The sequence below is a fragment of the Faecalibaculum rodentium genome (assembly GCF_001564455.1).
In the GTDB taxonomy this organism is placed as follows: domain Bacteria; phylum Bacillota_I; class Bacilli_A; order Erysipelotrichales; family Erysipelotrichaceae; genus Faecalibaculum; species Faecalibaculum rodentium.
The window spans coordinates 1,160,508-1,187,205 of sequence record NZ_CP011391.1; the positions used below are offsets into that span (position 1 = coordinate 1,160,508).

The 26,698-nt window shown below is 54.6% G+C and carries 26 protein-coding genes; 6 read left to right on the plus strand and 20 right to left on the minus strand.

Annotated features, from left to right (window positions below; translation table 11 throughout):
• Positions 1-17: 17 nt before the first annotated feature.
• The 14 genes from aalo17_RS05705 to aalo17_RS05770 form a co-directional block, all read right to left on the minus strand.
• Positions 18-839 carry a M15 family metallopeptidase gene (locus tag aalo17_RS05705; RefSeq protein WP_067556707.1) on the minus strand — a complete coding sequence of 274 codons (822 nt, stop codon included), beginning with the start codon at positions 837-839 and terminating at the stop codon, positions 18-20.
• The gene (gene msrA, locus aalo17_RS05710) at positions 836-1,402 is read right to left on the minus strand and encodes a peptide-methionine (S)-S-oxide reductase MsrA (protein ID WP_067556710.1); all 567 of its coding nucleotides are present in this window, start codon (positions 1,400-1,402) and stop codon (positions 836-838) included. Before msrA ends, aalo17_RS05705 begins: the two co-directional genes overlap by 4 nt.
• Positions 1,384-1,686 (minus strand): HU family DNA-binding protein, encoded by a 303-nt coding sequence (locus aalo17_RS05715; protein ID WP_067556713.1) that lies wholly within the window; start codon positions 1,684-1,686, stop codon positions 1,384-1,386. Before aalo17_RS05715 ends, msrA begins: the two co-directional genes overlap by 19 nt.
• Positions 1,679-2,683, minus strand: a complete 1,005-nt coding sequence (locus aalo17_RS05720; RefSeq protein ID WP_067556716.1) for an NAD(P)H-dependent glycerol-3-phosphate dehydrogenase — start codon at positions 2,681-2,683, stop codon at positions 1,679-1,681. The genes aalo17_RS05715 and aalo17_RS05720 overlap by 8 nt, the downstream gene beginning before the upstream one ends.
• Before the next feature lie 23 nt (positions 2,684-2,706).
• Positions 2,707-4,014: a ribosome biogenesis GTPase Der gene (gene der, locus aalo17_RS05725; RefSeq protein WP_067556720.1), complete on the minus strand. Its 1,308-nt coding sequence runs from the start codon at positions 4,012-4,014 to the stop codon at positions 2,707-2,709.
• A 9-nt stretch (positions 4,015-4,023) separates the two neighbouring features.
• The gene (gene cmk, locus aalo17_RS05730; RefSeq protein ID WP_067556723.1) at positions 4,024-4,683 is read right to left on the minus strand and encodes a (d)CMP kinase; all 660 of its coding nucleotides are present in this window, start codon (positions 4,681-4,683) and stop codon (positions 4,024-4,026) included.
• Positions 4,683-5,579 (minus strand): hypothetical protein, encoded by an 897-nt coding sequence (locus aalo17_RS05735; protein WP_067556725.1) that lies wholly within the window; start codon positions 5,577-5,579, stop codon positions 4,683-4,685. Before aalo17_RS05735 ends, cmk begins: the two co-directional genes overlap by 1 nt.
• A 149-nt stretch (positions 5,580-5,728) precedes the next feature.
• Positions 5,729-6,289 carry an elongation factor P gene (efp, locus tag aalo17_RS05740; protein WP_067556728.1) on the minus strand — a complete coding sequence of 187 codons (561 nt, stop codon included), beginning with the start codon at positions 6,287-6,289 and terminating at the stop codon, positions 5,729-5,731.
• Positions 6,290-6,666: 377 nt separating this feature from the next.
• A complete protein-coding gene (gene gltA, locus aalo17_RS05745) occupies positions 6,667-8,055 on the minus strand; it encodes an NADPH-dependent glutamate synthase (protein ID WP_067556742.1) in 1,389 nt (462 codons plus the stop codon).
• Positions 8,055-8,894 carry a sulfide/dihydroorotate dehydrogenase-like FAD/NAD-binding protein gene (locus aalo17_RS05750; protein WP_067556748.1) on the minus strand — a complete coding sequence of 280 codons (840 nt, stop codon included), beginning with the start codon at positions 8,892-8,894 and terminating at the stop codon, positions 8,055-8,057. Before aalo17_RS05750 ends, gltA begins: the two co-directional genes overlap by 1 nt.
• Before the next feature lie 63 nt (positions 8,895-8,957).
• Entirely contained in the window at positions 8,958-9,935 is a 978-nt protein-coding gene (locus tag aalo17_RS05755) for a zinc dependent phospholipase C family protein (RefSeq protein WP_067556751.1), read from the minus strand.
• A gap of 3 nt (positions 9,936-9,938) precedes the next feature.
• Complete coding sequence (locus aalo17_RS05760; RefSeq protein ID WP_067556755.1) at positions 9,939-11,411, minus strand: DUF2779 domain-containing protein; 1,473 nt, start codon at positions 11,409-11,411, stop codon at positions 9,939-9,941.
• Positions 11,408-12,373: a helix-turn-helix transcriptional regulator gene (locus tag aalo17_RS05765; protein WP_067556758.1), complete on the minus strand. Its 966-nt coding sequence runs from the start codon at positions 12,371-12,373 to the stop codon at positions 11,408-11,410. The genes aalo17_RS05760 and aalo17_RS05765 overlap by 4 nt, the downstream gene beginning before the upstream one ends.
• The gene (locus aalo17_RS05770; protein ID WP_067556761.1) at positions 12,366-13,622 is read right to left on the minus strand and encodes an AI-2E family transporter; all 1,257 of its coding nucleotides are present in this window, start codon (positions 13,620-13,622) and stop codon (positions 12,366-12,368) included. The genes aalo17_RS05765 and aalo17_RS05770 overlap by 8 nt, the downstream gene beginning before the upstream one ends.
• A 334-nt stretch (positions 13,623-13,956) precedes the next feature.
• Between aalo17_RS05770 and aalo17_RS05775 the strand changes: the two genes are divergently transcribed.
• From aalo17_RS05775 to aalo17_RS05785, 3 genes are all read left to right on the plus strand, one after another.
• Positions 13,957-15,579, plus strand: a complete 1,623-nt coding sequence (locus aalo17_RS05775) for a CTP synthase (RefSeq protein WP_067556769.1) — start codon at positions 13,957-13,959, stop codon at positions 15,577-15,579.
• 96 nt (positions 15,580-15,675) lie between these two features.
• On the plus strand, positions 15,676-16,137 hold the full coding sequence (locus aalo17_RS05780; RefSeq protein ID WP_067556772.1) for a hypothetical protein: 462 nt from the start codon (positions 15,676-15,678) through the stop codon (positions 16,135-16,137).
• A 137-nt stretch (positions 16,138-16,274) separates the two neighbouring features.
• On the plus strand, positions 16,275-16,757 hold the full coding sequence (locus tag aalo17_RS05785) for a hypothetical protein (RefSeq protein WP_067556781.1): 483 nt from the start codon (positions 16,275-16,277) through the stop codon (positions 16,755-16,757).
• A gap of 170 nt (positions 16,758-16,927) precedes the next feature.
• Here aalo17_RS05785 and aalo17_RS05790 read toward each other — a convergent pair whose 3' ends face one another.
• Together aalo17_RS05790 and aalo17_RS05795 are read right to left on the minus strand one after the other, a co-directional pair.
• The gene (locus tag aalo17_RS05790) at positions 16,928-17,236 is read right to left on the minus strand and encodes a hypothetical protein (RefSeq protein ID WP_067556786.1); all 309 of its coding nucleotides are present in this window, start codon (positions 17,234-17,236) and stop codon (positions 16,928-16,930) included.
• An 86-nt stretch (positions 17,237-17,322) separates the two neighbouring features.
• On the minus strand, positions 17,323-17,970 hold the full coding sequence (locus aalo17_RS05795) for a hypothetical protein (RefSeq protein WP_067556789.1): 648 nt from the start codon (positions 17,968-17,970) through the stop codon (positions 17,323-17,325).
• 116 nt (positions 17,971-18,086) lie between these two features.
• On the opposite strand from aalo17_RS05795, the gene aalo17_RS05800 reads away from it, so the two are divergent.
• The gene (locus tag aalo17_RS05800; protein WP_067556792.1) at positions 18,087-18,851 is read left to right on the plus strand and encodes a hypothetical protein; all 765 of its coding nucleotides are present in this window, start codon (positions 18,087-18,089) and stop codon (positions 18,849-18,851) included.
• 119 nt (positions 18,852-18,970) lie between these two features.
• Here aalo17_RS05800 and aalo17_RS05805 read toward each other — a convergent pair whose 3' ends face one another.
• The 4 genes from aalo17_RS05805 to aalo17_RS05820 form a co-directional block, all read right to left on the minus strand.
• Positions 18,971-20,278 (minus strand): alpha-amylase family glycosyl hydrolase, encoded by a 1,308-nt coding sequence (locus aalo17_RS05805; RefSeq protein ID WP_067556795.1) that lies wholly within the window; start codon positions 20,276-20,278, stop codon positions 18,971-18,973.
• A gap of 2 nt (positions 20,279-20,280) precedes the next feature.
• A complete protein-coding gene (gene ybaK, locus aalo17_RS05810; RefSeq protein WP_067556798.1) occupies positions 20,281-20,772 on the minus strand; it encodes a Cys-tRNA(Pro) deacylase in 492 nt (163 codons plus the stop codon).
• A 67-nt stretch (positions 20,773-20,839) separates the two neighbouring features.
• A complete protein-coding gene (locus aalo17_RS05815) occupies positions 20,840-21,418 on the minus strand; it encodes an ANTAR domain-containing response regulator (protein ID WP_067556801.1) in 579 nt (192 codons plus the stop codon).
• Positions 21,415-22,635 (minus strand): glutamine synthetase family protein, encoded by a 1,221-nt coding sequence (locus tag aalo17_RS05820; protein ID WP_067556804.1) that lies wholly within the window; start codon positions 22,633-22,635, stop codon positions 21,415-21,417. Before aalo17_RS05820 ends, aalo17_RS05815 begins: the two co-directional genes overlap by 4 nt.
• 302 nt (positions 22,636-22,937) lie before the next feature.
• Between aalo17_RS05820 and aalo17_RS05825 the strand changes: the two genes are divergently transcribed.
• Positions 22,938-25,031: a glutamine synthetase III family protein gene (locus aalo17_RS05825; RefSeq protein ID WP_067556807.1), complete on the plus strand. Its 2,094-nt coding sequence runs from the start codon at positions 22,938-22,940 to the stop codon at positions 25,029-25,031.
• A gap of 61 nt (positions 25,032-25,092) precedes the next feature.
• On the plus strand, positions 25,093-26,673 hold the full coding sequence (gene asnB / locus aalo17_RS05830; protein WP_067556810.1) for an asparagine synthase B: 1,581 nt from the start codon (positions 25,093-25,095) through the stop codon (positions 26,671-26,673).
• The last annotated feature ends 25 nt before the right edge of the window (positions 26,674-26,698 follow it).

Genomic DNA, 26,698 nt, shown 5'->3' on the forward strand with positions numbered 1-26,698 from the left:
GCTGTATTTTCACAGCGCTATTGTGTTCCATAGTATTCATCAAAAGACTGGCCGGTTTCTGTCAACTCCTGTGCAAGCTTCGGTCCCACATACCGAAGATGCACAGGCATGGCAGCGGTCTGAGAGAGAGCTTCATTGTCTGCCTTGTACCGGACGATGAATCCATGACGTATGGCAGCGTCCACGATCTGCGGGTACCGGCTGTCTGTCGCCGGATCCTCCACGCCCTCCAGGCCAAAATCCACGCTTAACCCGGTGTTGGAGTCGAAGAAACCGGGTCTGGCAAAGACCAGGTCAGCCCGTTCCTGTCCATATTCCTCCACAGCCTGCGAATACAGAGACTCAGTCTCGTCAGCCGAAATCCAGCCGCTTTGCAGATATACGGGAATCCCGGCTTCTGACAGATCCGACTGCAGCGCCTCCCATGCACGGGCTGCCGGTTCTCTAAGGCGGACTCCCTGCATATCGGTCAGGTCCGCCGGTATGTATCCATCCGGCAGCTGCCAGTGTTTGCTGACAAACACATCCACGGCATCAGGATCCGACACAGTCCCGGCTTCTTCATACAGCGGCTTGTCCAGACCCAGTCGGATATCGCGTTTGACCTCACTCTCCGAAAAATCCGGGTGTGCATTGGCATAGACCTGTTCCCGGGTATTGTAAGCCGGCTTTTCCTCAGTTTCTGCAGACCCGTTCTCCAGCGTATCGCCTGAAGTATCAGAAAGTGCTGTGTTCACTCCAGTCTGCTGTCCCGACAGACCGCGAAACGCCTGAAACGCACCTGCACCGATCCCGAGCACCATGAGTCCAATCACGATCCAGACAAACGTCTTTCTCATTGCCCGTTCCCGTCTTCCTTCGCCAGCTCTTCCGGGCTTTTCAGCCGGAATCCATGAATGAGGACCGGCGAAATATGGCAGTACCCGCCCGGGTGCACCTCGAGATAATCCTGGTGATATCCTTCCGCGGGATAATAGTTTTTCAGCGGGAGCACTTCCGTCGCCAAAGGATGGACATATCGCCGTTCTTCCGTCTTTACAGCCGTCTGGATCACCGGCAGATCCGCGGGATCGGAGTAATAGATCCCGGTCCGGTAATTCGTGCCGGTGTCATTTCCCTGCCGGTTGACGACAGTGGGATCAATGACAGCAAAATAAGCATCCAGAAGCTGTCGGAGGGTGAGGATATCCGAATCATAGACAACCTTTACTGCCTCCACTGCGTGCGTGCGCTGCGAGCATACCTGTTCATATGTGGGAGCAGGTACAAGGCTGTTGGCATATCCGGCCTCTGTCTCCAGGACTCCAGGCAGGCGCCTGAGGAACGCCTGCAGGCCCCAGAAGCATCCGCCAGCCAGAATGATCGAGGCAGTGCGCTGCCGGTTCACTTCTCCACTCTGCATTCATTGCACCTCTTTTTCAAAGTCGCCGAAGGCTTGAATTTCGGAAATTCGCTGGCTTCAATCACGATTCGTTCACCCGTGACAGGGTTGATTCCCATGCGTTCTTTTCGGTGAAACAGAACAAATTTTCCAAATCCTGCAATATCGGCTGTTCCATTGTCCGCCAGACAGTCTGTCAGTTCATTAAATACAAGAGTCACTGCATCCTGTGCATCCTTGCCCGAAAGTCCCAGGTCATGGATCATGGCCTGTACCAGAGACTCCCGGCTGACATATTTAGGCATCCGGGAATTCTTTCTTCAGCTGACGGACCATCAGGTCGCTGGCGCAGAGACTTGGTTCCTTGCCTTCATACAGAATCTGGTATATCTCCTCACAGATGGGCATATCGATGCCTTCCTCCTGAGCCACCCGGTGCACAATTTTGGCGGTTCTCACACCTTCCACCGTCTTGGTGTTGTTTTCCAGGAAGTTTTTCACATCATTTTCGCGGCCAATCTGGTACCCGGCCTGGAAATTGCGGGAATGCGGACTGGTACAGGTGACAATGAGGTCACCTACACCGGTCAATCCCATGAATGTCTGCTCTTTCCCGCCAAAATGGGTTCCGTAGCGGATCATCTCCTGCAGCCCACGTGTGATCAGGGCTGCCCTGGTGTTGTCCTGATATCCAAGTCCGGACAGTATGCCGCTGGCGATTGCCATGACATTCTTGATGGCCGCCCCCAGCTCGGATCCCACTTCGTCTGTACCGGTATAGATCCGGAGATATCCATTGGAAAACAGATTCTGGACCAGCTTCGCGTCTTCTTCGTTCTGAGAAACCGCATCAATGGTCGTGAGCTGTCGAATCACGACTTCTTCCGCATGACTGGGCCCGATGAGGCTGACCACGCTGGAGAGATGTTCCGGCCGGACGCTGTGCCGGATGACATCCGAAAGACGCTCGTTGGTTACAGGGTGAAATCCCTTGGCGACATTGACGAAGACTGCGGGTTTTTCCAGAATTGCATCCACTTCCCTGACAATGGGTTCAATGGCAATGGAAGGCACTGCCAGCACCACGACATCGGCATCCCTGACCGCATTGATGTCTGTCGTTGCCCTCAGCCCGGGATTGAGCTGGATGTCCCCGAAATACTTGGAGTTTTTGTGATTTTCGTTGATATCACGGATTTCTCTGTCATCCACTCCATACACAATGACATCCTGTCCGTTGTCCTGCAGGGTCTGAGCCAGGGCTGTTCCCCAGCTTCCGCTGCCTATGACTGCTGTTTTCATGATTGTCTCCTTCCCGTTTGGAACTATGACCGTTTTCGCGCGGTGATATGGATGGGTGTACCCGTGAAGCCGAACGCTTCCCGCAGCCTGTTTTCAATGTATCGGGTATAGCTGAAGTGAAGCAGCTCGGGATCATTGACAAACAACACGATCGTCGGAGGTTCCACCGATACCTGAGAGGAATAGTAGATCTTGAGCTGACGGCCGTTGTGCGGTTTGGGGGGATTCATCATCTGCGCATCCAGAATGACATCATTCAGGACATTGGTGGGTACGCGGAGTGTGCACATTTCATGCACCTGGTCGATCAGCGGGATCAGGTTCTGCACCTTCGCCCCTGTCAGGGCTGAAACGAAGGCAACCGGAGCATAATCCAGGTACTTGAATTCTTCGCGGATTTTTTTCGTGATCTGCTGCATCGTTTTCTCGTCTTTTTCCACAGCATCCCACTTGTTGTAGACGATGATGACACCCTTTCCGGCTTCATGGGCCAGGCCGGCCACATGTTTGTCCTGTGCCCGGATGCCTTTCTCTCCATCTATCAAAAACAGCACCACATTGGAACGTTCTATGGCCGATACAGCCCGCAGAATGGAATACTTCTCGATGTTCTCCCAGATTTTTCCCCGCTTCCGGATCCCGGCAGTATCAATGATCATATACTCGCGTCCTTCATAAAAAAACGGCGTATCGATTGCATCGCGGGTGGTGCCTTCCACATTGGAGACGATTGTCCTGTCTTCTTTCAGAATCGCGTTGACTAGGGAGCTCTTGCCGACATTCGGACGGCCGATCACACAGAAGGATGTGACACCTTCATAGGGTTTCAGGTCCCGGACCGGCATTTTTTCCATGACTCTGTCCAGAAGATCGCCAATGCCGATGCCGTGAGAGGCAGACAGAGTAATGGGATCATCGAGACCCAGCTGGTAAAAATCGTAGACTTCCATCTGCAGTTTTTCGTTGTCTGCCTTGTTTACAGCCAGTACGACCGGCTTTCCGGCTTTCCGGAGTTTGCGGGCAATCGCCAGGTCGTCTGCCGTCACGCCTTCTCTGGCGGATGCCAGAAAAATGATCACATCAGCCTCTTCAATGGCAATATCCACCTGCATGTTGATTTCGTCCCCGAAATCCTGGTCCTCCAGCTGAATTCCGCCGGTATCGATCAGCCGGAATGTCTGGGTCAGCCATTCCACGTCCCCATAGATCCGGTCTCTGGTGACGCCGGGTGTATCATCCACGATGCTCTTGCGTTCACCAAGCAGGCGGTTGAAGAGCGTGCTTTTCCCGACATTGGGACGGCCTACTATAGCTGCAACTCCACGTATCATTTCATTACCTCATTTCCGGGCGCCGTCGATCAGCGACTGAATGGCTGTTACCACCTGATCCAGAGTCAGATCGGAGGTATCGATCTCCACTGCATCCTCAGCCTTTTTCAGCGGCGCTGTGCTTCGATGGGAATCCTGCCAGTCGCGCTGCCGGATATCTTCCAGGATCCGGTCGTAGTCGGCGTCGATTCCCTTCTGTCTGTATTCATCATATCGTCTGCGGGCCCGGGCCTCCGGACGCGCGCTCAAAAAGATCTTGATTGCTGCATCCGGAAGCACCACCGTGCCGATATCCCGGCCATCCACAATGTATCCGCCGGCTGCGGTTGTCTGCTGCTGCAGTCCTGTCATCCGGGCGCGGACAGCAGGCAGCGCTGCGATGCGGGAAGTCAGGTTGGATATCCTGTTGGTCCTGATCTGTGTCGTGACTTCCCGGTCATTGAGAAACACGCGGCGGCCCTCAAAGCGGATTTTCATGGTGTCCAGAAGAGACTGCAGTTCACTTTCGTCCTCCGGATCAATACCGGCTTCCTCCATGGCCAGGGCCACACAGCGGTACATCGCACCGGTATCCAGGTGAATCATCTGGTTTGCGTCTGCCAGCAGATCCGCTGCCGAGCTTTTGCCAACTCCGCTGGTCCCGTCAATGGCGACATTGAATCCCTGCATTACAGGGCACCCAGACTGCGGACGAAGTACACCATGAAGCTGATCGCCACGATCAGGGCCACAATCAGAAGAAACAGTACGATGTTCAGCGTACGGCTGGAATTTTTCTGCTTTCTTGCCGGCAGCTCCTCGTCATAGTCTTCCACGCGGATGCGCATTTTTGCACTGGGCATATCTTCGGTATCCCCGGGTTTCCGGTTCCGGGAAGAAGAGGATTCCTTTTTTATGCCTGCAGCAGCTGCCGGCCGAACCTTTTTCTTCTTTTTCTTTTTGCGCGGAGTTTCGGCTTTTTCCTTTCGGACAGGATGTGTTTCCGGTTCCGGTTTCCGGGTGGTGAGCACATCCAGCTGGTCATTCTCTTCAAATTCATCTGCGCGGATGTCGCCAGCAGTCAATACGATCCGGCGGTTGGCCGTTTTCTCGAGAAGGGTCTCCCGGGCAGCAGGTTCCTCTTCTTTCGGTTCTTCCAGGTTCAGGGTGATTTCCCGGGTGGTCCTGGGCATTTTCATCGTGGAACCAAAGTCCTCCCTGGGTTCTTCCATGGGAAGGACATGGGCTTTCCTTCTCTCCTTGTCTGTTTCCGGCTGGTCGAGCTGCTTCAGGATATTGATCTGTGTATCATCGGTATATCGGTTGCCGTTATCGATATTATATTGCTTCACTTCGCCGAGAAGTTCGTCAATCACCGGACTGGTCGGCAGATCCGGCTCGGCCGGTTTCGGGGCGGTTTCCTCATGGGGAAAATATGCCTTGGCTGCATGCGGCAGCGAGTTGGAACTGGACTGGACTCTGGACAGTCTGGCAGCTTTGACGGGTGTCGCCTGAGCCTGCGTGGTTTCTTCGTCCAGATGGTCTCTCAGTTCCTGATATTTTTGCGTTCTTGAAAGTTTCGCCATGGTTCCTCCTAAATTCACCAGTACATTATACAATCAATTTCAGCGTCCTGACACAGATGGGCAGAAAAAGGCCCTGCAGGGCCCTCGTCAGAACGAACCATCAGGATCGTTCTGCTGCCAGGCCGCCGGCAGGGCATTTGACTCGGTTGTTATTTTGCGCGGCCGGAATACTTGCCGTCACTGGTGTTTACGACAATCATTTCGCCTTCTTCGATGAACAGAGGAACCTTCACTTCCAGACCGGTTTCCATTTTTGCGGTCTTGGAAGCGGAAGTTGCGGTATCACCCTTGACTGCCGGTTCGCATTCCACGATCTGCAGTGTGGCTTTGTCAGGCAGGGCAATGCCGATGATTTCCCCTTCGTAGCTGGAGATGTTCACGTTGTCGTTTGCCTTTACAAACTTGCGCTCCCATTCCAGTCTGGACATGGGGATTTCCACCTGTTCATAGGTTTCATTGTCCATGAAGACCATGGCATCATCTGTATCATACAGATACTGCATTTCCTTCTTTTCAATCATGGCCGGTTCGACTTTTTCGCCGCCGCCCCAGGAAAGCTCCACATTGGATCCCGTACGCAGGTTGCGGACCTTGGCCTTGACAACCATGGCACTGCGGGCTGTCTTGTTCTGAGAGATGTCCAGAACCACGTAAATGTCCCCGTCAACGTTGATGGTCTGACCGGGTTTTAAATCATTCGAACTGATCATAGATGATTTCACTCCTCGTTTTTTACCATTATAAATGTAAAGACCCCTTGGGGATTTGTCAAACTGTGTCCGGGCAAAAGAAAAAGCGCATTGCGCTTTTTCTCATATCGAAAGGAATCGATAACAGATAAATCCGCCTGACCGTGTAAGGAAGGATGTTGCCGGTCAGGGCGTCGGAACTGAGCCGTGTTCCGATTTATTTTACCCATTGACATAATAGCGCATTCAGACAGGTATGTAAACCCTTACAGTTTGTTAAACACAGACAGGCTCAAGACGGGTCCATGGCATTCCTGAATATCGTCTCCACAAAAAAACGCCCGGCAGGGCGCTTTGATTCTGTCAGCAGGTATGTTCAATCATGAAACAGATGAGAATCAGTCAGTCTGTCCGTTCAGCCAGGCATCCATGGCCGCAGCCGCTTTTTTCCCGGCTCCCATGGCAGATATCACAGTGGCAGCACCGGTCACGGCATCGCCACCTGCATACACACCTTCCCGGCTGGTCTGTTCGTGTTCGTCCACCACGAGACAGCCACGGCGGTTCACATCCAGTCCTTCCGTCGTGGAGCGGATCAGCGGATTGGGACTGGTGCCGATGGCCATGATCATGCAGTCGGCATCAATCACAAACTCGGATCCTGGAATGACTACCGGACGTCGACGGCCGGATGCATCCGGTTCCCCGAGTTCCATGCGGACGCATTTCACAGCCCGGATCCAGCCATCCTCGGTTCCCAGGACTTCCACCGGATTGCAGAGCAGGTCGAAAATGATGCCTTCTTCCATGGCATGTTCCACTTCTTCCTTCCGGGCAGGCAGTTCCTCAAGGCTCCGTCGATACACGATGTGGACCTCGGATCCCAGCCGTCTGGCGCAGCGGGCGGCATCCATCGCCACGTTGCCTCCGCCGACAACCACCGTTTTCTTCGGATGCTGCACAGTGGTGGGGCTGCCCTCGCGGTAGGCTTTCATCAGGTTGATCCGTGTGAGGAATTCATTGGCGGAATAGACCCCTTTAAGGTTTTCTCCCGGCAGACCCATGAAATTCGGCAGTCCGGCTCCGGAACCGACAAAGACAGCCTCGAATCCCTGCTCCATCAAGGCATCGATGGTATCCGACCGGCCGACGACAAAGTTGGTCACGATCTCGACACCCAGATCCTTCAGCGTTTCGATTTCCTTCTGGACGATCGCTTTCGGCAGCCTGAATTCCGGAATGCCATACATCAGCACACCGCCGGCCACATGCAGGGCTTCGAAGATCGTGACATCATATCCACGTCTGGCGAGGTCACCCGCCGCAGTGAGGCCGGCAGGACCGGCTCCGACGACAGCCACTTTCCGGCCGTTGGAGGCTGGTCTTTCTGCGTGCTCCACACTGTTTTCCCTGTGCCAGTCAGCCACGAAGCGTTCCAGTCGCCCAATGCCCACAGGCTGTGCCTTGATGCCGCGGACACAGTACTTTTCACATTGTGACTCCTGCGGACATACACGTCCACAGACAGCCGGCAGCGAGGATGTCAGGGCAATGATCTGATAGGCGTCTTCATATTCGCCTTCCTTCACCTTTTCGATGAATTCCGGAATGTTTACATTGACCGGACAGCCATTGACACAGGGTCTGTGTCGGCAGTGCAGACAGCGTTCGGCTTCTTCTCTGGCCATCGCCTCTGTGTAGCCCAGTGCCACTTCATCGAAGTTGGTGATCCGGATCCCGGGATCCTGCACCGGCATGGCTGTTTTATCGGGTTTCATGTTCGGCATTATCGCACCTCCTGGTTCAGAAGCCGGCAGGCTTCTTCCCGTTCACGCTGCTCGAAATCCAGATAGGCACGGTTCCGGCTGGCGGCTTCATCAAAATCCACCAGGGCCCCGTCAAAGTCCGGTCCATCCACGCAGGCAAACCTGATTTCATCTCCGACCTTCAGCCGGCAGCCGCCGCACATTCCGGTCCCGTCGATCATGATGGGATTCATGCTGACAACCACCGGGATTCCATATTTCTGTGCAGTCCTGGTCACGAACTTCATCATGACGATCGGACCAATGGCGATGACTTTGTCAAAATGGTGTCCAGCCTGAATCAGCGCTTCGAGCTTGTCGGTCACGAGCCCTTTCTCCCCGGCCGTTCCGTCGTCGCTCATCAGGTGGAACTCATCACTTGCAGCCCGGAACTCGTCTTCCAGGATCACCAGGTCTCTGTTTCTGAACCCGGTGATGGCCGTGACACGCTTTCCTTCATCATGGAAAGCACGGGCTGTCGGCAGCGCTATGGCACACCCCACACCGCCTCCGATGATGCATACAGAGTCCCCTTCGATTTCACTGGGTCTGCCGAGCGGGCCTGCAAAGTCCTGCAGTTGCTGTCCTTCATCCATGGCATTCAGCAGCATCGTGGTTTTTCCCACGACCTGGAAAATGATCGTCACTTCCCCGGTCTCGGGATCTGCACCGGCAATCGTCAGCGGGATGCGCTCCCCTGCCTCATCCACACGCAGAATGATGAACTGCCCCGCTTTGGCCCGTCTGGCCACGTGGGGGGCATCGATCACCATCCTGGTTACGGTGGGATTCAGTGCTTCCTTTTTCAGAATTTTATACATTTGGCTCACCTCACCGATAAATCATAACAAAAAACCGGCTTCTTTCGAAACCGGTATCAAAAATCAGTATTTAAAATCGATGATGTCAAAATTGACCATCGGGCAGTCAGTAGTCATGTTTGTGTCATACCCCCGGTCATCCAGGAATGCAAGGAATGCATGATCGGCAGCCGGATCGTTCACGGCATCCATGAACAGTGACATCGCTGTTACGGCCTTTTCCACGGCCTTGTCATACAGGTCCAGGAAGGAGTCCGTGAATGTGAGGGTGCCGTCACAGGGATGAGTCCACCGCCTGTGCTGCAGATTCATGACATCCCAGTTGTCCTCGATCTGCGCAGGCACGACCAGGCCGGAAATCAGGTTTTCCTTCCCCAGCCATTTCTCCATGGTTTTCAGCGTCTGTTTTTTTCCACCGCCTGCGTCATAAAACCTCTTCTGCATGCTGTGCCAGTCATCCAGGGAATCGGCTATCAGGTGCGGCTGAATGTCGTCCTGAAAAATCTGCGCGATCGCCGGAACATAGATACGGGCAATGGCCCGTTTTTCTTCCCGGCTGGCATCCGCAATGGAAGGAAAGTGAAACTCCCGGATAGTCTGATCGCGCTTGATCTTCAGCATGATCGCGTCGATCAGGCTCTCCATGGTGTGATGACGGGTGGAACTGTCCGCAGTTCCGTCTCCGGTCCGGGCATAAATGTATGGATGAGCTGTGGAGTCCAGAGCCCAGTGGCACAGGTGTCCGCAGACATAAGCTTCCATGTCGAGCCTGATTTCCGGACTTTTTTCCCGGCGGATGGATTCCAGCGCCGACAGGTAGAACTCATTGATGTGGCTGTGGTGGAAGCGGCCTCCATACTGCCGGATCCTGGCCGGTTTCCAGAAGGAAACAGGGTTGAGTCCCTGGAAAAACAGGAAGTCCGGACCGCTGGACCCGATTCCCACAAGATGTGCGCGGGATTCCAGCAAAGACTGTATATCGGCCGGCATCCGGCCGGCTGCTTCCTGGGCAAGCAGTGCATGGGTGATGAGATTGGGCATAATTTACTCCTTTGCCGCCTGGATCAGGCCATGAAGGACCAGATACTCGGCGTATGTATCCATCTGACAATAACGGTCCAGTTCTTCCCGGATCCGCTTTCTTGTCTGTTCATCAGCAGTTTCATAACAGCGGTAGGCCCTGACAGCCTGCAGGCCATCGTGTATCGCAAGCCGGTTGTAGACAGGATCGTCAGTGAACATCTGCACGATCTGTTTCAGGGAAAAGCGGCTTTTCATGCGGAGGTCGTAGTACAGGCCGGTTTCGAAGGGTTTCGCAAGGTCCTTCATGCGCTCCCAGATCTTTTGCAGTTTCAAGGCGTATGCGGGAAACTGCACCGCCAGCTGTTTGAGTCGGAGGCGCTCGGCTCCTTCCATATTATAGACAAAGATGGTGCCTTCGGCAGGAACCGATGCCAGCAGACGGTCCAGAAATTCTTTCCGGCAGTCTCCCCAGCCAAAATACGAAGTATGTTCCAGACCGGAATCTGTCTCTGTGTGCAGAGAAAACTGGAAGCAGAGGACATCGAAGGATTTCATTCCTTCATAGGGCGGAACCGCAAAGGTGTCCCATTCGAAATCCAGATAGGAGAACGGAGGCTTTGCGTCCGCGAGCCATTCACCAAGGTCCGGTCTGCTGATCCACGGACTGGACAGACTTGCCTGGTATTGCGCCCAGGCAACTGGATACTCCTGAAGCCCGGCGGGATCCAGCTGACTGATCGGTCCTTCCCGGATCTCGAACCGGTGCGGCACAGAACGCAGAAACAGGGTGTCATCCCCGGAACGCCTGTCTGTCTGGAAACAGTCATCATAATAGGTACACCGCTTGCCCAGAGCACAGCTCCGGCTGTTGACCGCCGGCGGGCAGGGTCCTTCAAACAGGGCACAGGCTTCATCCACGAGCTGGTCGAGATCCGGGTGCATGGTTTCCTGGAGACTGGCAATGGTCCGCGAGGGATGGTGTTTCCGGTTTTCCAGACAGTCGCTTTTTACAAACAAAGCAGAAAGATCCAGTTTCTGGCCACGTACATACTGCCGGCTGATTGAGACTGCTTCCTGTTCCCGGATGTCGATGCCGGCTTTTTGTGCGATGAGCCGGGCAATGTCCATGAGCCAGGCTTCGGTTTCCCGGGCTGTCATCATTGGCCAGATGGCTTTCCAGCCAGTATCCAGTTTCTGCAGCCACGGAATCGTCACCCGCAGTCCATGCCAGCTCATCCGTACGAATCTGGCAGACTCTCCCGGCTGAAGAGAGCCCAGAATCCGCATGGTGTCTTCCATTGTATCCCCGCGATGTCCCTGCGGTGTATCATCCAGGTCATAGGCACGGCTCCAGAGAGCAGAAAAGGGTTCCTTCATATGATAAAACGGAAGACTGTTGTCACCACGGCTGTGATAGTGCAGCCAGGCCAGTCGCGGACAACGTTTCATGCGAATCAGGTCCTGGCCATGAAGCATGATTTCCGGACGATTCATGATCCGTAGGCTTCCATCAAAGCCGAAATGCGGTCTTTGAATTCCTGCTGCTGATCTGCCGGGGATTCAAGAATGACCGTTGGGCCGAACTCAAGGAGCTGATTGAACAGCCCTTCTTTTTCATCCCTGTGAAAGGTATAGCGGATCCATTCTTCATCCTGGGAAACAGCCCTCAGATCATCCCCCCAGTCCGATTCCCTGAACAGGTGTTCTGCTTCCTTCCGCACCCGGACCTGATACTTCGTGTTGGGGGTCTTCACGAATCCGTATTCTGCCAGATTCTGTTCCAGAGATACATCCGTAAACGGGACGAATCGTTCCTCAGTCAGGGTCACGCTCTGCAGGCGGGTCGGCGAAAACCGGAAATAGCGCCAGTTTCTACCGGCGGTCTTTCCCTGCTCCACTTTGTCCGCGAACAGGTAGTAGGCTTCCTGACTGTAGAACACCTGGTAGGGTTCCACAAGATACTCCTGCATCCGTCCATCACGGCGTCGGTACAGAAGCTTCAGCCGCTTTTTCTCCCGGATTCCCCGCCGGCATACTTCCATGTGCAGCGTACTGGTCTGTCTCGGGTCCCGCCGCCTGCGGCTCAGATACAGGATGGCGTCATCCTCTTCCGGGCTTGGAACCACGCTGGAGAACAGCTTTTCCACTGCCTGGTCAAATTCTTTCATCGACGCAAACGAACTGTGGGTATGCACCAGATCGCGGGCCTCGAGAAAGGCGTCGGTCTGTTCCCGGTTAAGGCGGGCGGCGGGAATAATGGAAGCAGAGTCCAGCTGGAGCCCGCCGTTGCGTCCTTTGTGTTCCAGAATGTCATAGCCTGCCATGATAAGCTCTTTCTTGTATTCCCGGATATTGCGTTCATTGGTCTCAAGTTCCTGTGCAAGGTCCCGCTTTTTGACAACACCGCCACTGTACAGGATCTGAAGCATGCGGATGGTATTTGCAGTTTTATACATGACTGGTCTCCTTCGAATCACTGGCCGGATCCCGGCGGTTCGCAGCACTTCCTCTGCCTGCAGAGGACTGTGCAGTCAGGGCGTCCGCCTGTTTCCTGCGCTTTCGCACAGCCAGACGGGCAGAGGCATCTTCGCGGATGATCTGATAGACACACGACGTAATGGGTATGAAGACGATCATTCCCAGAATCCCGGCTGCATTGGCGCCGATGGTGATCGCGATCATGACAAAAAACGGCGGCAGCCCCACGGTTTTTCCCATCACATGGGGATAGATGAAATTGCCTTCCACCTGCTGAATGCAGAGGAACAGAATCATGAAATACAGCCCGTTGACCGGCGATTCCAGGGCCATGAACAGCGAAACCAGAATGGCGGCGGCAAGGGCTCCGAACATCGGAACCAGTGCCCCGATCCCGACAACCAGTCCGGCCAGCAGGGCATAGGGCAGACCGAATACAGCACTGAGTATCCCGACAAGTGTTCCCAGGATCAGGCACTCGAGACAGGATCCGCCGATATAGCCGGTAAAGGTGTTGTCGATGAGTTTCAGAATGTGCATGGACCGGTTGTAGAAACGTTCAGGCATGTACGCCTGCAGCAGGGAGCGTCCCTCGTGCACGACCCGCTGTTTGTTGAACAGCAGGATAATGGCAAACATCACCGACATCATGCAGTTGAAAGCCCAGGAGAAGGCAGAAGACAGCACGTTGTAGACAGAACTCATGAGACTTGTCTGGGCGTCTGCGTTCAGCCAGGATAGAAACTCTTCCAGGGCCCTTGTAATGCTGTCCACGGAGAAATCCAGCCGGGCCAGCCAGTCATGTACAGCAGGGACTCGTTCCGTGATGTGCAGCAGCCACATCCAGAAGGAATACAGGCTGCCGGGCAGGTCCGTCATGACAGACCGCAGACTGTCTGCGATTCGTGGAAAGAGCACGAACAGGAACACAAACAGCAGCAGAACCAGCGTCAGGATGGCCAGACAGTTGCAGAGGAACCTTGTGAACCGGTTTTCCCGCATATGAAACAGCCGCTGGCCCCACCCCATCAGAGAGGTTGCCAGTACATTCAGAACGTACCCGAGGAATCCGCCCACGATGAACGGGGTGCAGATACCCAGGATGTGTGCGAAAAAATCCAGAATCTGACGAAAATATATGATGACCATGGCCAGACCCAGTGCAAACAGAATGAGGCGCTGAATCAGCACTTCCCTGCTCCGGTACTGCTCATCAAGATGGAACATGCAGCCTCCTTTCCACCGCCGCTGCCCGGTTGTACGGCTGCTGACGGCTTCTTTGCCAGCGATTCTGGCGATTCTATAATGTCTTTATTGTACACCATTCATGCATCAACAGAGACAGGAGTTCTGTCTGATGCCCGGCAATCTGCCGCAGTGACCCGACTGGACCGCTCTGCTGCCCCAGGCCAGGGTTCCAGGCTTCTGCCTTGTCAGAAAGAAATCCCCTGCTCTGGTATCCGCTTTCATCCAGTTCTCATGAAAGCGCGTTTTCATTTCGCCTTCTGTCTTTTGACTTGACAGCCCGCGGCCTATAGAATTGGTCTGTCAGGAGGACAGCATGACGACAAAATATATATTTGTGACCGGAGGCGTTGTCTCCGGTCTTGGCAAGGGCATCAGCGCCGCCAGTCTGGGCAGGCTGCTGAAAAGCCGCGGCTATAAAGTGACCAGCCAGAAACTGGATCCCTACATCAACGTGGATCCGGGAACCATGTCACCCTATCAGCATGGGGAAGTGTTTGTGACAGATGACGGACTGGAAGCCGATCTGGATCTGGGTCATTATGAGCGCTTCATCGACGAGAACCTCCATACGTATTCGAACCTGACCACCGGGCGGGTGTACTGGAATGTCATCAACAAGGAACGGGACGGAAAATATCTGGGAGAAACCGTACAGGTGATCCCGCATGTGACGGATGAAATCAAGAATTTCGTCATACAGGCAGGGCGCCATGCGCAGGCAGATTTCGTCATCACGGAAATCGGCGGCACCACGGGTGACATCGAGAGTCTGCCGTTTCTGGAAAGCATCCGGCAGGTCCCCCTGGAAGTGGGGCGTGAAAACTGCGTATTCATGCATGTGACCTATATTCCCTATCTGTCTGGTTCCAATGAATACAAATCCAAGCCCACACAGCATTCCGTCAAGGACCTGCAGTCTCACGGAATCAATCCCGACATCATCATTGCCCGCTGCGATGAAGAGATCCCGCAGTCCGTGCTCAACAAGATTTCGCTGTTCTGCAACGTCAGCCCCCAGAGCGTGATTCAGAACCGGACGCTGGAATCCCTGTATGAAGTGCCGCTCATGCTGGAAGAACAGCATCTTGCCGATCTGGTCTGCTCGAAGCTGGGGCTCGAACCGCGGCAGCCGGATCTGGAAGAATGGCGGGAACTGGTGGACACCATTCATCACCCGCAGGATACAGTGCGGATCGCACTGGTGGGAAAATACGTGCAGCTGCACGATGCCTACCTCTCCGTGGCCGAGGCTTTGTCCCATGCCGGATTCGCCAATGAAGCCCGGGTGGAGATCGACTGGGTGGACAGCGAAGAGCTGGAGACTGCGGATCTGGATGAGGTATTCGGCAATGTGGACGGCATCATTCTTCCGGGCGGATTCGGCGGCCGCGGTATCGAAGGCATGATCCGGGTCGCCAACTACGCAAGACAGAAGCGGATTCCCTACCTCGGGATCTGCCTGGGCATGCAGATCGCGGCGATCAGCTTTGCCAGACATGTACTGGGGTATGAAGATGCCAACAGTTATGAATTCGATCCGGCCAGCCGGCATACAGTGATTGATTTCATGGAAGACCAGAAAAACGAGATCCGCAAGGGCGGAACGATGCGGCTGGGCGCCTATCCCTGTTCCGTCCGCCCCGGAACCAGGCTGCATGAATGCTATGGCCGTGAACTGGTGGACGAACGTCACCGGCACCGATATGAGTTCAACAACATCTACCGCTCGGAGTTCGAGAATGCGGGTATGCTGATCAGCGGCACAAGCCCGGACAAGACGCTGGTGGAGGCAGTGGAACTTACGGATCACCCCTTTTATGTCGGGGTGCAGTATCATCCCGAGTTTCTGTCCAGGCCAAACCGGGCCCATCCTCTGTTCAAGGGCCTTGTAAAGGCTTCCATCACACGAAAGCACGAAAATGCCGCAGTAAAATGACAAATCAATGGTCATAGTAACTGTGATACAACCTTTTCTCCCTTATAATGTACGTGCATTGAAAGCAATGCTTTACGTATTTGGAGGCAAATTATCATGAACAAGAAGTTTTTCTTAGGTGCTCTTGCGCTGGTCATGCTGGCTGGCTGCGGCAATGCCAACACTGGTGTGGATGAAGAAGGTGCAGCAGCATCCGATGCGCCGGCTACAGCCGATGCAAAGACCACATCCGCCGAGATCGAGCAGGATGGGGCTACAACCAAAGCGGAAGTGACCAAGGAAGGCGACAAAGTAACCGCCGTTTCCATTGATGTGATCGATGAAGAAGGTCTGTCCAAGAAGGATCTGGGCGACGATTATGGCATGAAGGCTGCCAGCACCATCGAAAAGGAATGGTACGAGCAGGTTGAATTCCTGGAAAACTACATCCTGGAAAACGGCGTTGACTCCATCAAGATGACGGACGATGGCAAGGCTGAAAACGAAGACCTGAAGTCCGGCTGCACGATTTCCATCAAGACCATGGTGGATGCAGTCAAGGAAGCTGAAGCGAAGTAGTCAGTGAAAATACCCGGATTTCCGGGTTTTTTTCTGTTTTTCCGCCGAATCAGGTCACAGGACTGAGCCGGGCAGGCACCTGAATTGTGATTTGGGTCTCCGGGTCTACAATGAAGATAAAGGAGGCACTGATTCCCATGAAAAAAACATTTGCCGCAGCAGCAGCTGCACTTCTTCTCCTTGCCGGCTGTTCTTCCACAGCGCAGGAGGATGTCGACAAAGTCGATGAAACTGTAGACCAGGGTGATGCCGCAGCTGAAACGAAGCTGGAAGGCGAAGCTGCCTATGGCGATACAGGACAGACTGCCAGGGCGACTGTCATCAAACAGGGCGACAAGATTGCCGATGTGATCATCGAGACCATTGACCAGGATGGAAATGCCATCACGCAGCTGGAAGACATGGCAGATCCCACTGCACAGGATACAGCCATTGGCACAGAGTACCAGGACCAGGTTGACTATCTGGAGAACTACATCAAGGAAAATGGTGTGGAGAACATCAAGACGGATGAAAACGGACGGGTGGCAGACGAAGAGATGCTGAAGAACGTGGACATCAACGTTCAGCCGATGCTGGAGGCCGTTCAGAACGCCCTGGCCAACGAGAAAAACGACTGATTGTCTTATTACAGACGATTGTCAGGACCCCATGGGGTCCTTTTTCAATCCTGTGACGGCAGGGACACTCATCCCTGCTGCCGAGAACTGATATCCTTGCAGCATCCAGGTGGCAAATGGAACTGAAAAAGCGCCTCCCGGCAGGAGACGCTGATCACGCTGTCCATTTGTCAGCGTCGAGGGATGCTGAAATACGGTGAACGGATGCTGATGTTCCAGTTCCAGGCCAGCTGAGCCGGATCGCGGACAGAATCTGTCTGCAAGGCCCGGAAGCCGGACTGAACAAGGGCCTGATTGAGCTGAGTGGCGGAAATGGCTATCCCCGTATCCCGGTCTATGGAATCCAGCAGCCCATAGGTGGTGACATGCCGGTTGGTCCATGGAACGGACCGCAGTCTGCTTCTGATCCATTGCAGCGCAGTCTGCTGCACAGGATCGGGAAGTTCGGCAAATGTGATTTCCCTGCGAATATCTGTCATGGAAATCTCCCTTCTTCCCTTAAATAATACTGTAACAGATGGGACAATTCATCTCCTTCACCCGACAATTCCAGCCCGTATGCCGTTCAGGACTGTGCATAGTACCTGGCTGTTTCCTTCAGCTCATTCATCGCTTCTTCGATGTGCTGTGTATTTCTGAGTTGATCCGACTGTTCAGCGCGCATGAGTTCGGTCACTACCCCATCGATTTTTGCCAGCATTTCCCTGGAACTCTGGACATACCCGTCCAGGATCTCCAGGCGCTGCGGAGTGACAGGCCCGTCTGCAAACATGGCCAGGGCTGTGCGTGCCTTTTTGAGATTGACATCCGTGATGTCCTCCGCTTTCCGGACGATGCCCAGATACCGGTCTTTCGTGATCTGGCTGTCGGCAAACAGCTGGTTCAGGTATTCTGTCATGCCCGCCAGACGCCTGTCTGCCTGATGTTCCAGCGACTCCAGTTCCCGGATCCGGCTGCGGTATTCGGCGATCCTGTCTTCCGGCAGCGGAGGCCGGACACCTGTGGATGACATTGACTGTGGTCTGCTCATGGTCTGCCGCGGTCTGGCCCGTTCCGGCCGGCTCGTGGATTCCGGTTTCAGCTGCAGACCGTACCACAGGCAGTACAGTCCGAAAATCAGCCCCAGGAGTCCGAGGGGCATGGTGAGAAAACCAAAGACTATGAGTATGGCACTCAGCAGCAGGAGCCGCTGACGCCAGGGATTCTGTTTCATGATTGTGTGCACCTCTTTGTCTGTTCTGATTCTATTATAGGCGGGATGAAAGGAGGGTATCTGAAATTTCCGTAAAACCAGTCCAGCCGCTTTACAGTCTCTGGTATCATGAGTCCATGAACCGAAACGAAAAACCGAGAAAAGTGTTTATGGCCGGGCTGATTCTGTCCATGGTGCTGGCCATGATCCTGGTGACAGGATTTCACCGCGATGACGATGACGGACCACAGAGTTACAGCCGTGACTTCCTGGAAGAATCGGCCACTTCGCTGCTGTCCATTGAGGCCACTGATATGGTCTGGGACCACACCACGCTCATCTGCACCACGCGGATCGCTACCAAAGACCCCCTGATCAGCGTGCAGGGCTCCATGCTCCGGTATGTCTGGGAAGAAGACGGCATGACCATGGAAGACTGGCAGCCGGTTCCCGCAGTTCCGTATGGGACCCGAAGCTGGTCCATATCCACGCTGCTGCCGGACATGACCCCGGAGGCAGCCGTGACCCTGCAGATCGGACTCGATACAGAATACCAGTGGGAACAGCCACTGGAAGAATACACCTGGCTGTCCGACGATCATACTGTCGCCCGGGAAGAACTGCTGTCACTGTGGCAGAAGAAAGTGTACAGCCAGGAAACCGTCCGCATTGACACATATGACCAGGATCGGGTCACCTATACAGTCACTCCCGACAGCCGAAGCGGCGCGTATCTCTACGGAGAAGTCCTGATCCAGCTGATGGATGGAGACCATTGTGTATTTGCCGCCACCGATAGATATGACAGCGGCGAGCAGGAACTCCCGCAGCTGACAGAGACCTGGCGTATACCATGCCAGCTGCCTCACTGGTCCACAGTCACGGTCACCAGACTGCTGTAGACCGCCAGGCTGCAGGAACGAATGATGCAAAACGCCGGAAAACAGACCGTGCATCCAGGGATGGCGGACCGTTTTCCGGCGTTCTTTGTATTGTCTGAGTCTGTACAGAGACCGGACTGTCACTGCAGCTTCAGGATCTTCATGCTGCCGGGCGCCAGTTCCAGTGTCTGGTCGATGCAAATGTTTTCTCCTGTCAGCAGATCTGCGGCATCTGCCTGACGGCCGACTTGCAGTGTCACGGGGGCCTCATCGATGTTGACTGCATACCAGATCGTGTCTCCTTCGTGACTTCGCTGATAGACACAGGCTGTGTTGGTCAGAGCGATCTGCGTGTAGTCGCCATAGGACAGAGCCGGTTCTGCTTTGCGGATCTCAATGAGCCTGGCAATCCGGTCCGTCAGATCATTCCATTCCAGGGTCTCTATTTCGGGCCGGATGGCTGTGTCGTTTTCGTTCTTGACGCCTTCCACGCCACTCTCGCTTCCATAATAAATGGCAGGAATGCCAGGCATGGTGAACAGCATACCGTAGACCAGCGGGAGCTGCTCTTTTTTCTCCAGCACACTTGCGATGCGGTTTACATCGTGGTTGTCCACGAATGCCAGCAGATGCTTTCCGGTATACAGACACCAGGGATCCTTGCCGAACTGGCGGTTGAAGGAATAGAGGATTTCAAAGAAGTTTCTGGAATTGAAGCTCGAGTGGATGCCCTTGTAGCACTCATAATTGGTGCAGGAGTCAAGCATCGCCTCATTGACCCAGGTGTTGTAGTCTCCATGCAGCGTTTCTCCCAGCAGGAAAAAGGGCTCTCCTTCAAAGGAGCGGACATGATCATGGAGCTGACGCAGGAAATCCTGGTCCAGGCAATAGGCAACGTCCAGCCGCAGCCCTGAGATCCCGAATGTCTTTTTCCACCAGTCCACTGTGTCGAAAATATAGCGTACGACCTCCGGATTCTTCAGGTTCAGACTCACCAGCTCGTCATAGCCTTCCCAGTTTTTGTACCAGAACCCGTCATTAAAGGAGGAATTGCCGCCGAAATCGATGTGAAACCAGTGTTTGTATGGACTGGCTTCCCGGTTCTTCAGGACATCCTGGAAGGCAAAAAACTCCCGGCCCACATGGTTGAAGACTGCATCAAAGATCACCCGGATGCCGGCTTCTTTCAGTGCCTCTGTCACTTCCTGGAGGTCTTCGGTAGTTCCCAGCCGTTCATCCACTTTCCGCATATCTGTTGTGTTGTACCCATGGGTCACAGACTGGAACAGCGGATTGAACAGAACGGTATTGGCCCCGAGTTTCTGAAGATGCGGGATATACTCCTTTGCCTTCAGGATGCGGTGTGCCTGTACGTGATCGTTTTCAAAGGGAGCCCCGAAGGCACCCAGCGGATAAATCTGATAAATTACGGACTCGTCATACCACATTGTCATTCCCCCTGTCTGGCAATGTCTGCCAGTGTGATTTCCACAGCCCTGAGCAGATCGGCAGGCTTCATTTTCAGCTGCAGCCCGATCTGTCCTCCGGACACATAGACCTCTTCCCGACCGGCCAGAGATGAATCGGCAAAGGTCCGAAATTTCTTCTTCATGCCGATGGGAGAACAGCCTCCCCTGACATAGCCCGTGACACTGGTGAGCTCTTTGAGCGGCAGCATCTCCAGATGCTTCACCCCGGCTGCCCGGGCGCATCTTTTCAGGTCGAGCTCTTCAGCAACCGGCACCAGAAACACGAAATGACTGTTCCCGGACTGTGTGACCAGTGTCTTGAACACTGATGCCGGATCTTCTCCGAGCCCCGCTGCCACAGACATCCCGTCGACGGGATCGTTTGATCCGTGGACATACTCCACCGCTTCATAAGGGATTTTTGCTCTGTCCAGCATCCGCATGGCATTGGTTCTCACTTTGGATTTGTGCATGGTCTCTCCTTCTGCCTTTCCGACTTCCCTTCCCGATACGTCTTCATCCCATGTGCGGCCTGCACTCTCAGGCTCTGGCCTGCATCTTGTCCAGCAGGATCCGGGCCACCAGCACCTTGGTGGTGGAATGGTCCATGGCGGTTTTTTCAATGTAACGGTGCGCCTTTTCCTCGGTCCATTGGTAGTTTTCCATGAGCAGCAGCTTGCACCGGGAAACCACCTGCAGTTCCTTGTACTTGTCTCTGGTTCTGGCCAGCTGCCGCTCCACCTGCCTGATCTTGAGCCTGGCTTTTTCCACCACAGCCACGGCCTGCCAGGCCGCCTGCCGGTTCACCGGCATACTCAGGACAAACACGGAAGTCTCCCGGACAGTATAAGCCGCCTGGTCAAACTTGTCTGCCGGCACGAACAGCAGCACATCAATATCAAAGGAAGCAGCGATTTCCATGGCGGACCGGATCCCGTATTCATCCGCCAGAGGTGTAAAGATCACCACCATGGAAAAACGCCTTGTGGGCAGCAGCTGTCTGGCGGCTGAGGCCGAAGGAACAATGATGCAGGGTTCATACTTCGCCGACGGGAACAGTTCCCGCAGCAGCCCTTCGTGATCCTGCTGACCGTCCGCTGCCAGAATCAGCGGCTTCATGCATGCTCCCTTGCGGCATATCCTTCCAGCACAGACTGCGGGACGAAGCGCGCCACAAACTCGCTTTCCCTGGCCAGGCGGATGCTTTCTTCCATGCTCGCCGGAAGACTGGCAATGCAGCGGTCCTGGAGCCCCGAGAGATCCATGTCGCAGGGTTCCGGCAGCGGCAGTGTACGGCGGATACCATCCAGTCCGGCCTGGATCAGCAGCATGAACACCAGGTAGGGATTGGTCTTGCAGTCAGGATTGCGCAGTTCCAGCCGGTTGACGTGATCGCTCGGGACCCGCACCAGCAGGCTGCGGTTGACATTGCTCCAGCTGATGCACGCCGGGGCTTTTCTGCGTCCCAGACGGAGGTAGGATTCGGGTGTCGGGTTGGTGAACAGGGCGATCTCCCGGATATGTGCCAGGATCCCCGCCATGAAATGGCGGAAAGCCTCTTCTTCATCAATGGGATTCAGAAAATCAGCCGATTCCACCTGCATATTCACATGCAGCCCGTTTCCCGGTTCATCCGGCAGCGGACGCGGCGTGAAATCCGCCCGCAGTCCATTGGTGCTGGCGACAGTACGGACAACCCATTTGAACAGGCTCGCCTCATCGGCTGCCCGGCAGGGCGCAGAAGCGTGGAAATCGACTTCGTTCTGCCCTGGTCCGCACTGATGATAACTGGCCTGGGGCTGCATGCCCATTTCCTCGAGGGTGAAGCAGATCTCCCGCCGGATGTTTTCTCCGTGATCCAGCGGAGAGACATCCAGGTAGCCGCCTGTATCCAGCGGTATACTGGTGGGATTGCCTTTTTCGTCGTTCCGGAACAGGTAAAACTCGAATTCTGTCGACATGCGCAGGCTGATCCCCAGTGCACAGGCATCCTGCACGGCTTCCTTCAGCCGCATGCGCAGGTCCTTTTCAAAGGGCGTTCCGTCGGGATACACAAGGGAGCAGATCATGAGCACCACCGATCCGTCCACACTGCGCCATGGCAGGATGGTAAAGGTGGATGGATCCGGTTTCAGATACAGGTCTCCATGGATCTCGTTTTCAAATCCCGGAACCGCACAGGCATCCACCGCGATTCCTTTCCCAAAGGCACGCTCGAGCTGGTCGGGCAGAATGGATATGTTTTTCTGACGCCCGAATATATCGAAGAACGTAAGCCGGATGAACCGGACGTCTTCCTGTGATACGAAGGTCATGACATCTTCCACAGAATACATAGACAAATCTCTCTTTCCGTTTATTTCTGACTTGTCTATCGTACCACAGGCATCGGCAGCCGGTTTGCAGGTTGTTTAAAGAACCCGGAGGGGTACCTGGCAGCCGATGTAAATATTGTCATATATCATATCGGACAATGAAAATGAATCGGGAAAATCTCTGAAATATTTTACATTTTCGGTTGACAGTGTTTTCACTGCCGGTATAATCAAAGTTGTGAAAGCGGCAAAGGCGTCGTTTCTCCCCTCAAGGGAGGAGTGTCCCATTGCCGTTTTTTTTACAGACAAGAAGGAGAAACATTATGGATCAGGTAACCGAAATCTTCGGCCAGAACGTCTTTGACGAAGAGACCATGCGTGAACGTCTTCCGAAGGATACGTTCCGTGAACTCCAGAAAACCACCCAGGAAGGCAAGCCTCTGAACATCAAGATTGCCAACGCAGTGGCTCATGCCATGAAAAGCTGGGCTCTGGAAAAAGGCGCCACTCACTATACACACTGGTTCCAGCCCATGACCGGAGTCACAGCAGAGAAACACGACGGCTTCATCAACCCGGACGGCAATGGAAAAATCGTCATGTCTTTTTCCGGAAAGGAACTGATCAAGGGCGAACCTGATGCATCGAGTTTCCCCTCCGGCGGTCTGCGGGCCACATTTGAAGCCAGGGGCTATACAGCGTGGGATCCCACCAGCCCGGCATTCATCAAAAACGGTGTGCTGTGCATCCCGACGGCTTTCTGCTCGTATTCCGGCCATGCACTGGACAAGAAAACGCCGCTGCTGCGCTCCATGGAAGCCATCAACAAACAGGCCATGCGGGTCCTGAAGCTGTTTGGCAATGAGGATGTCAAGACCGTCAACACGACCGTCGGACCGGAACAGGAATACTTCCTGATTGACAAGGAGTACTACAGCCAGCGCAAGGACCTGCAGTATACCGGCCGCACGCTGTTCGGTGCGCCGACTCCCAAAGGCCAGGAGATGGAAGACCACTATTTCGGCACGATCAAAAGCCGCGTGCAGGCGTTCATGAACGACCTGAACCAGGAGCTCTGGAAGCTGGGCATCCTGGCAAAGACCGAGCACAACGAAGTGGCGCCGGCACAGTTCGAACTGGCACCGGTATTCACCACCACGAACATGGCCGTGGACCACAACCAGCTGACCATGGAAATCATCCAGCGGGTCGCAAAGAAGCACGGTCTGGTGGCCCTGCTCCACGAAAAGCCCTTTGAAGGCATCAACGGCTCCGGCAAGCACAACAACTGGTCCCTGTCGACAGATACCGGCGTGAACCTCCTGGAACCCGGCGACACCCCGTATGAAAATGCACAGTTCCTTCTGTTCCTGGCTGCAGTCATCAAAGCCGTGGATGAGCACCAGGATCTGCTCAGGCTGTCTGTGGCCACGGCAGGCAACGATCACCGCCTGGGAGCCAACGAGGCACCTCCTGCCATCATCTCCATCTTCCTTGGTGAGGAACTGGCGGAAGTCATTGATGCCCTTGAGTCGGAATCTCCCTATGGCGGACACGACAAGGAACTGATGAAGATCGGCGCCAGCGTGCTGCCGAAATTCCCCAAAGATTCCACAGACCGCAACCGGACCAGTCCCTTTGCCTTCACCGGCAACAAGTTCGAATTCCGCATGCCGGGTTCCAACCTCTCGGTTTCCAGCCCCAACATCATGCTGAATGCAGCGGTGGCGGATGTGCTGGAAGAATTCGCGGATGCTCTGGAAGGTGCAGATGATCTCTACGATGCAGTGCATGACCTGGTCAAGGACACGATCCATGAGCACAAACGGATCATCTTCAACGGCAATGGCTATGATGATGCCTGGATCGAAGAGGCTGAATCCCGCGGGCTGCTGAACCTGAAGACCACACCGGACGCCCTGCCCTATTCCATTCTTGACAAAAATGTGGAACTGCTGGAGCGCCAGCACGTCCTGAGCCGTGACGAGACCCTGTCCCGTTACGAGATCATGATGGATGAATACGTCAAGACCCTGAACATCGAAGCACAGACCATGTCCGATATGGCGAAAAAGGAAATCCTGCCGGCAGTGTCCGCGTTCACAGGCGGGCTCTCCGAAACCATCCTGGCCAAGACCAGCGTTTCGGATCAGATCCCCGTGACCTACGAAGCGGCGACACTGGAAACAGCCAGCGTGCTTCTGGCAGAAGCCTACCAGGCACTGGAAGCCCTGGATGCTGCCATTGCCGAGATGCATGCCATGGAGGGATTTGAAGAGAAAGCCTTCTATGTACGGGATGCGCTGATTCCGGCCATGGATGCCCTGCGTGCACCCTGCGACAAGCTGGAAACCATTGTATCGGATACCGTCTGGCCGTTCCCGACATACGGAAAACTGCTGTTCGGCATCATCTGATGAACACAAGTCAACCGACAGTCCCCCGGCTGTCGGCTGATTTTTCAAGGAGGAATCAAACATGTGTACAGTAATCGGAACCCAAAGTTCTCTATTCACCCGACAGGACCTGGAACAGGCTCTGCAAGCCACTATTTCCCGCGGACCCGATGACATGCGGATCATCGCCAATGACGCCGGGATCCTGGGATTTCAGCGCCTGGCCATCATGGGCCTCACTCCCGAGGGAATGCAGCCCTTTGAACTGAATGGCGCCATGGCGGTGTGCAATGGAGAGATTTACGGTTTCCGCTCCTTGAAGAATCAGCTGGAAGAAAAGGGATACACCTTCGCGTCGGACTCCGACTGCGAGATCCTGCTGCCGATGTTTGAAGAATACGGCACAGACATGTTTGTCATGCTGGATGCGGAATATGCGTGCATCCTGCTCACTGCCGATGGCAGGATCGTCGCCGCCAGGGATCCCTTCGGCATCCGACCGCTGTACTATGGTCTTGCTGCGGATGGCCGGCCGTTGTTTGCAAGCGAACCCAAAAACCTGACAGGGCTGGTTCAGGAGATCCTCCCCTTCCCGCCCGGTCATTATTATGTGGATGGAGAATTCCACTGCTACCGGGATCTGTCAGACGTGCAGGATCATCTTGCGGATGATGTCACAGCCGCTGCAGAAGGCATCCGGAAACGCCTGGTGGAAGGTGTCCGGAAGCGGCTGGACTCCGACGCTCCTCTGGGGTATCTGCTCTCCGGCGGTCTGGATTCCAGCCTGGTATGTGCCATTGGTCAGAAACTGTCCGACAAACCGATCCGGACGTTTGCGATAGGCATGGATACCGATGCGATCGATCTCAAGTATGCCCGGCAGGCAGCCGACTGGATCGGGACCGACCACACAGAAATCATCATGACGAAACAGGATGTGCTGGATGCGCTGGAGCCTGTGATCAGAACGCTTGCGACCTATGACATCACCACGATCCGGGCATCCATCGGCATGTACCTGATCTGCAGGGCGATCCGGGAAACCACAGATATCCGCGTCCTGCTGACCGGGGAAATCAGCGACGAGCTCTTCGGCTACAAATATACAGATTATGCCCCGGATGCACAGGCATTCCAGGATGAAGCTGCCAAACGTGTGCATGAACTGCACATGTATGATGTACTTCGGGCGGACCGCTGTATCTCTGTCCATTCCATGGAAGCCAGGGTTCCCTTCGGCGATCTGGACTTTGCAGATTATGTGATGCACCTGGATCCGGCCATCAAGATGAACACATACAACAAGGGTAAGTATCTGCTGCGGCGGGCATTCATGGACACAGACTACCTGCCGGAAGACCTGCTGATGCGGGAAAAGGCAGCATTCTCCGATGCGGTGGGCCACTCCATGGCAGATGACCTCAAGGCTCTGGCGGAAGAAACCTATACAGATGAAGAATTCGAAGCCAGACGAAAACAATACACCCATGCACAGCCGTTCACGAAGGAATCTCTGCTGTACCGTGAGCTGTTTGAGAAATACTACCCCGGGCAGTCCAGGATGGTGAAGGATTTCTGGATGCCCAACCGGGAATGGGACGGCTGCCAGGTCAGTGACCCCAGTGCCAGGTACCTGGCAAACTACGGAGCCAGCGGTGAATAGAAGACCGCAAGTTCCGGGCTGCACA

Bases quoted from the DNA above. Each gene is read 5' to 3' on its own strand.
- aalo17_RS05820 (WP_067556804.1), bottom strand. From the start codon at position 22,635: ATGTATTCTGTGGAAGATGTCATGACCTTCGTATCACAGGAAGACGTC.
- aalo17_RS05735 (WP_067556725.1), bottom strand. From the start codon at position 5,579: ATGGCGAAACTTTCAAGAACGCAAAAATATCAGGAACTGAGAGACCAT.
- asnB (WP_067556810.1), top strand. From the start codon at position 25,093: ATGTGTACAGTAATCGGAACCCAAAGTTCTCTATTCACCCGACAGGAC.
- gltA (WP_067556742.1), bottom strand. From the start codon at position 8,055: ATGCCGAACATGAAACCCGATAAAACAGCCATGCCGGTGCAGGATCCC.
- aalo17_RS05800 (WP_067556792.1), top strand. From the start codon at position 18,087: ATGAACCGAAACGAAAAACCGAGAAAAGTGTTTATGGCCGGGCTGATT.
- der (WP_067556720.1), bottom strand. From the start codon at position 4,014: ATGATACGTGGAGTTGCAGCTATAGTAGGCCGTCCCAATGTCGGGAAA.
- aalo17_RS05790 (WP_067556786.1), bottom strand. From the start codon at position 17,236: ATGACAGATATTCGCAGGGAAATCACATTTGCCGAACTTCCCGATCCT.
- aalo17_RS05705 (WP_067556707.1), bottom strand. From the start codon at position 839: ATGAGAAAGACGTTTGTCTGGATCGTGATTGGACTCATGGTGCTCGGG.
- aalo17_RS05760 (WP_067556755.1), bottom strand. From the start codon at position 11,411: ATGAATCGTCCGGAAATCATGCTTCATGGCCAGGACCTGATTCGCATG.
- aalo17_RS05805 (WP_067556795.1), bottom strand. From the start codon at position 20,278: ATGTGGTATGACGAGTCCGTAATTTATCAGATTTATCCGCTGGGTGCC.
- ybaK (WP_067556798.1), bottom strand. From the start codon at position 20,772: ATGCACAAATCCAAAGTGAGAACCAATGCCATGCGGATGCTGGACAGA.
- aalo17_RS05780 (WP_067556772.1), top strand. From the start codon at position 15,676: ATGAACAAGAAGTTTTTCTTAGGTGCTCTTGCGCTGGTCATGCTGGCT.
- msrA (WP_067556710.1), bottom strand. From the start codon at position 1,402: ATGCAGAGTGGAGAAGTGAACCGGCAGCGCACTGCCTCGATCATTCTG.
- aalo17_RS05715 (WP_067556713.1), bottom strand. From the start codon at position 1,686: ATGCCTAAATATGTCAGCCGGGAGTCTCTGGTACAGGCCATGATCCAT.
- efp (WP_067556728.1), bottom strand. From the start codon at position 6,289: ATGATCAGTTCGAATGATTTAAAACCCGGTCAGACCATCAACGTTGAC.
- aalo17_RS05775 (WP_067556769.1), top strand. From the start codon at position 13,957: ATGACGACAAAATATATATTTGTGACCGGAGGCGTTGTCTCCGGTCTT.
- aalo17_RS05755 (WP_067556751.1), bottom strand. From the start codon at position 9,935: ATGCCCAATCTCATCACCCATGCACTGCTTGCCCAGGAAGCAGCCGGC.
- aalo17_RS05765 (WP_067556758.1), bottom strand. From the start codon at position 12,373: ATGTATAAAACTGCAAATACCATCCGCATGCTTCAGATCCTGTACAGT.
- aalo17_RS05770 (WP_067556761.1), bottom strand. From the start codon at position 13,622: ATGTTCCATCTTGATGAGCAGTACCGGAGCAGGGAAGTGCTGATTCAG.
- aalo17_RS05785 (WP_067556781.1), top strand. From the start codon at position 16,275: ATGAAAAAAACATTTGCCGCAGCAGCAGCTGCACTTCTTCTCCTTGCC.
- aalo17_RS05795 (WP_067556789.1), bottom strand. From the start codon at position 17,970: ATGAAACAGAATCCCTGGCGTCAGCGGCTCCTGCTGCTGAGTGCCATA.
- cmk (WP_067556723.1), bottom strand. From the start codon at position 4,683: ATGCAGGGATTCAATGTCGCCATTGACGGGACCAGCGGAGTTGGCAAA.
- aalo17_RS05825 (WP_067556807.1), top strand. From the start codon at position 22,938: ATGGATCAGGTAACCGAAATCTTCGGCCAGAACGTCTTTGACGAAGAG.
- aalo17_RS05815 (WP_067556801.1), bottom strand. From the start codon at position 21,418: ATGAAGCCGCTGATTCTGGCAGCGGACGGTCAGCAGGATCACGAAGGG.
- aalo17_RS05750 (WP_067556748.1), bottom strand. From the start codon at position 8,894: ATGTATAAAATTCTGAAAAAGGAAGCACTGAATCCCACCGTAACCAGG.
- aalo17_RS05720 (WP_067556716.1), bottom strand. From the start codon at position 2,683: ATGAAAACAGCAGTCATAGGCAGCGGAAGCTGGGGAACAGCCCTGGCT.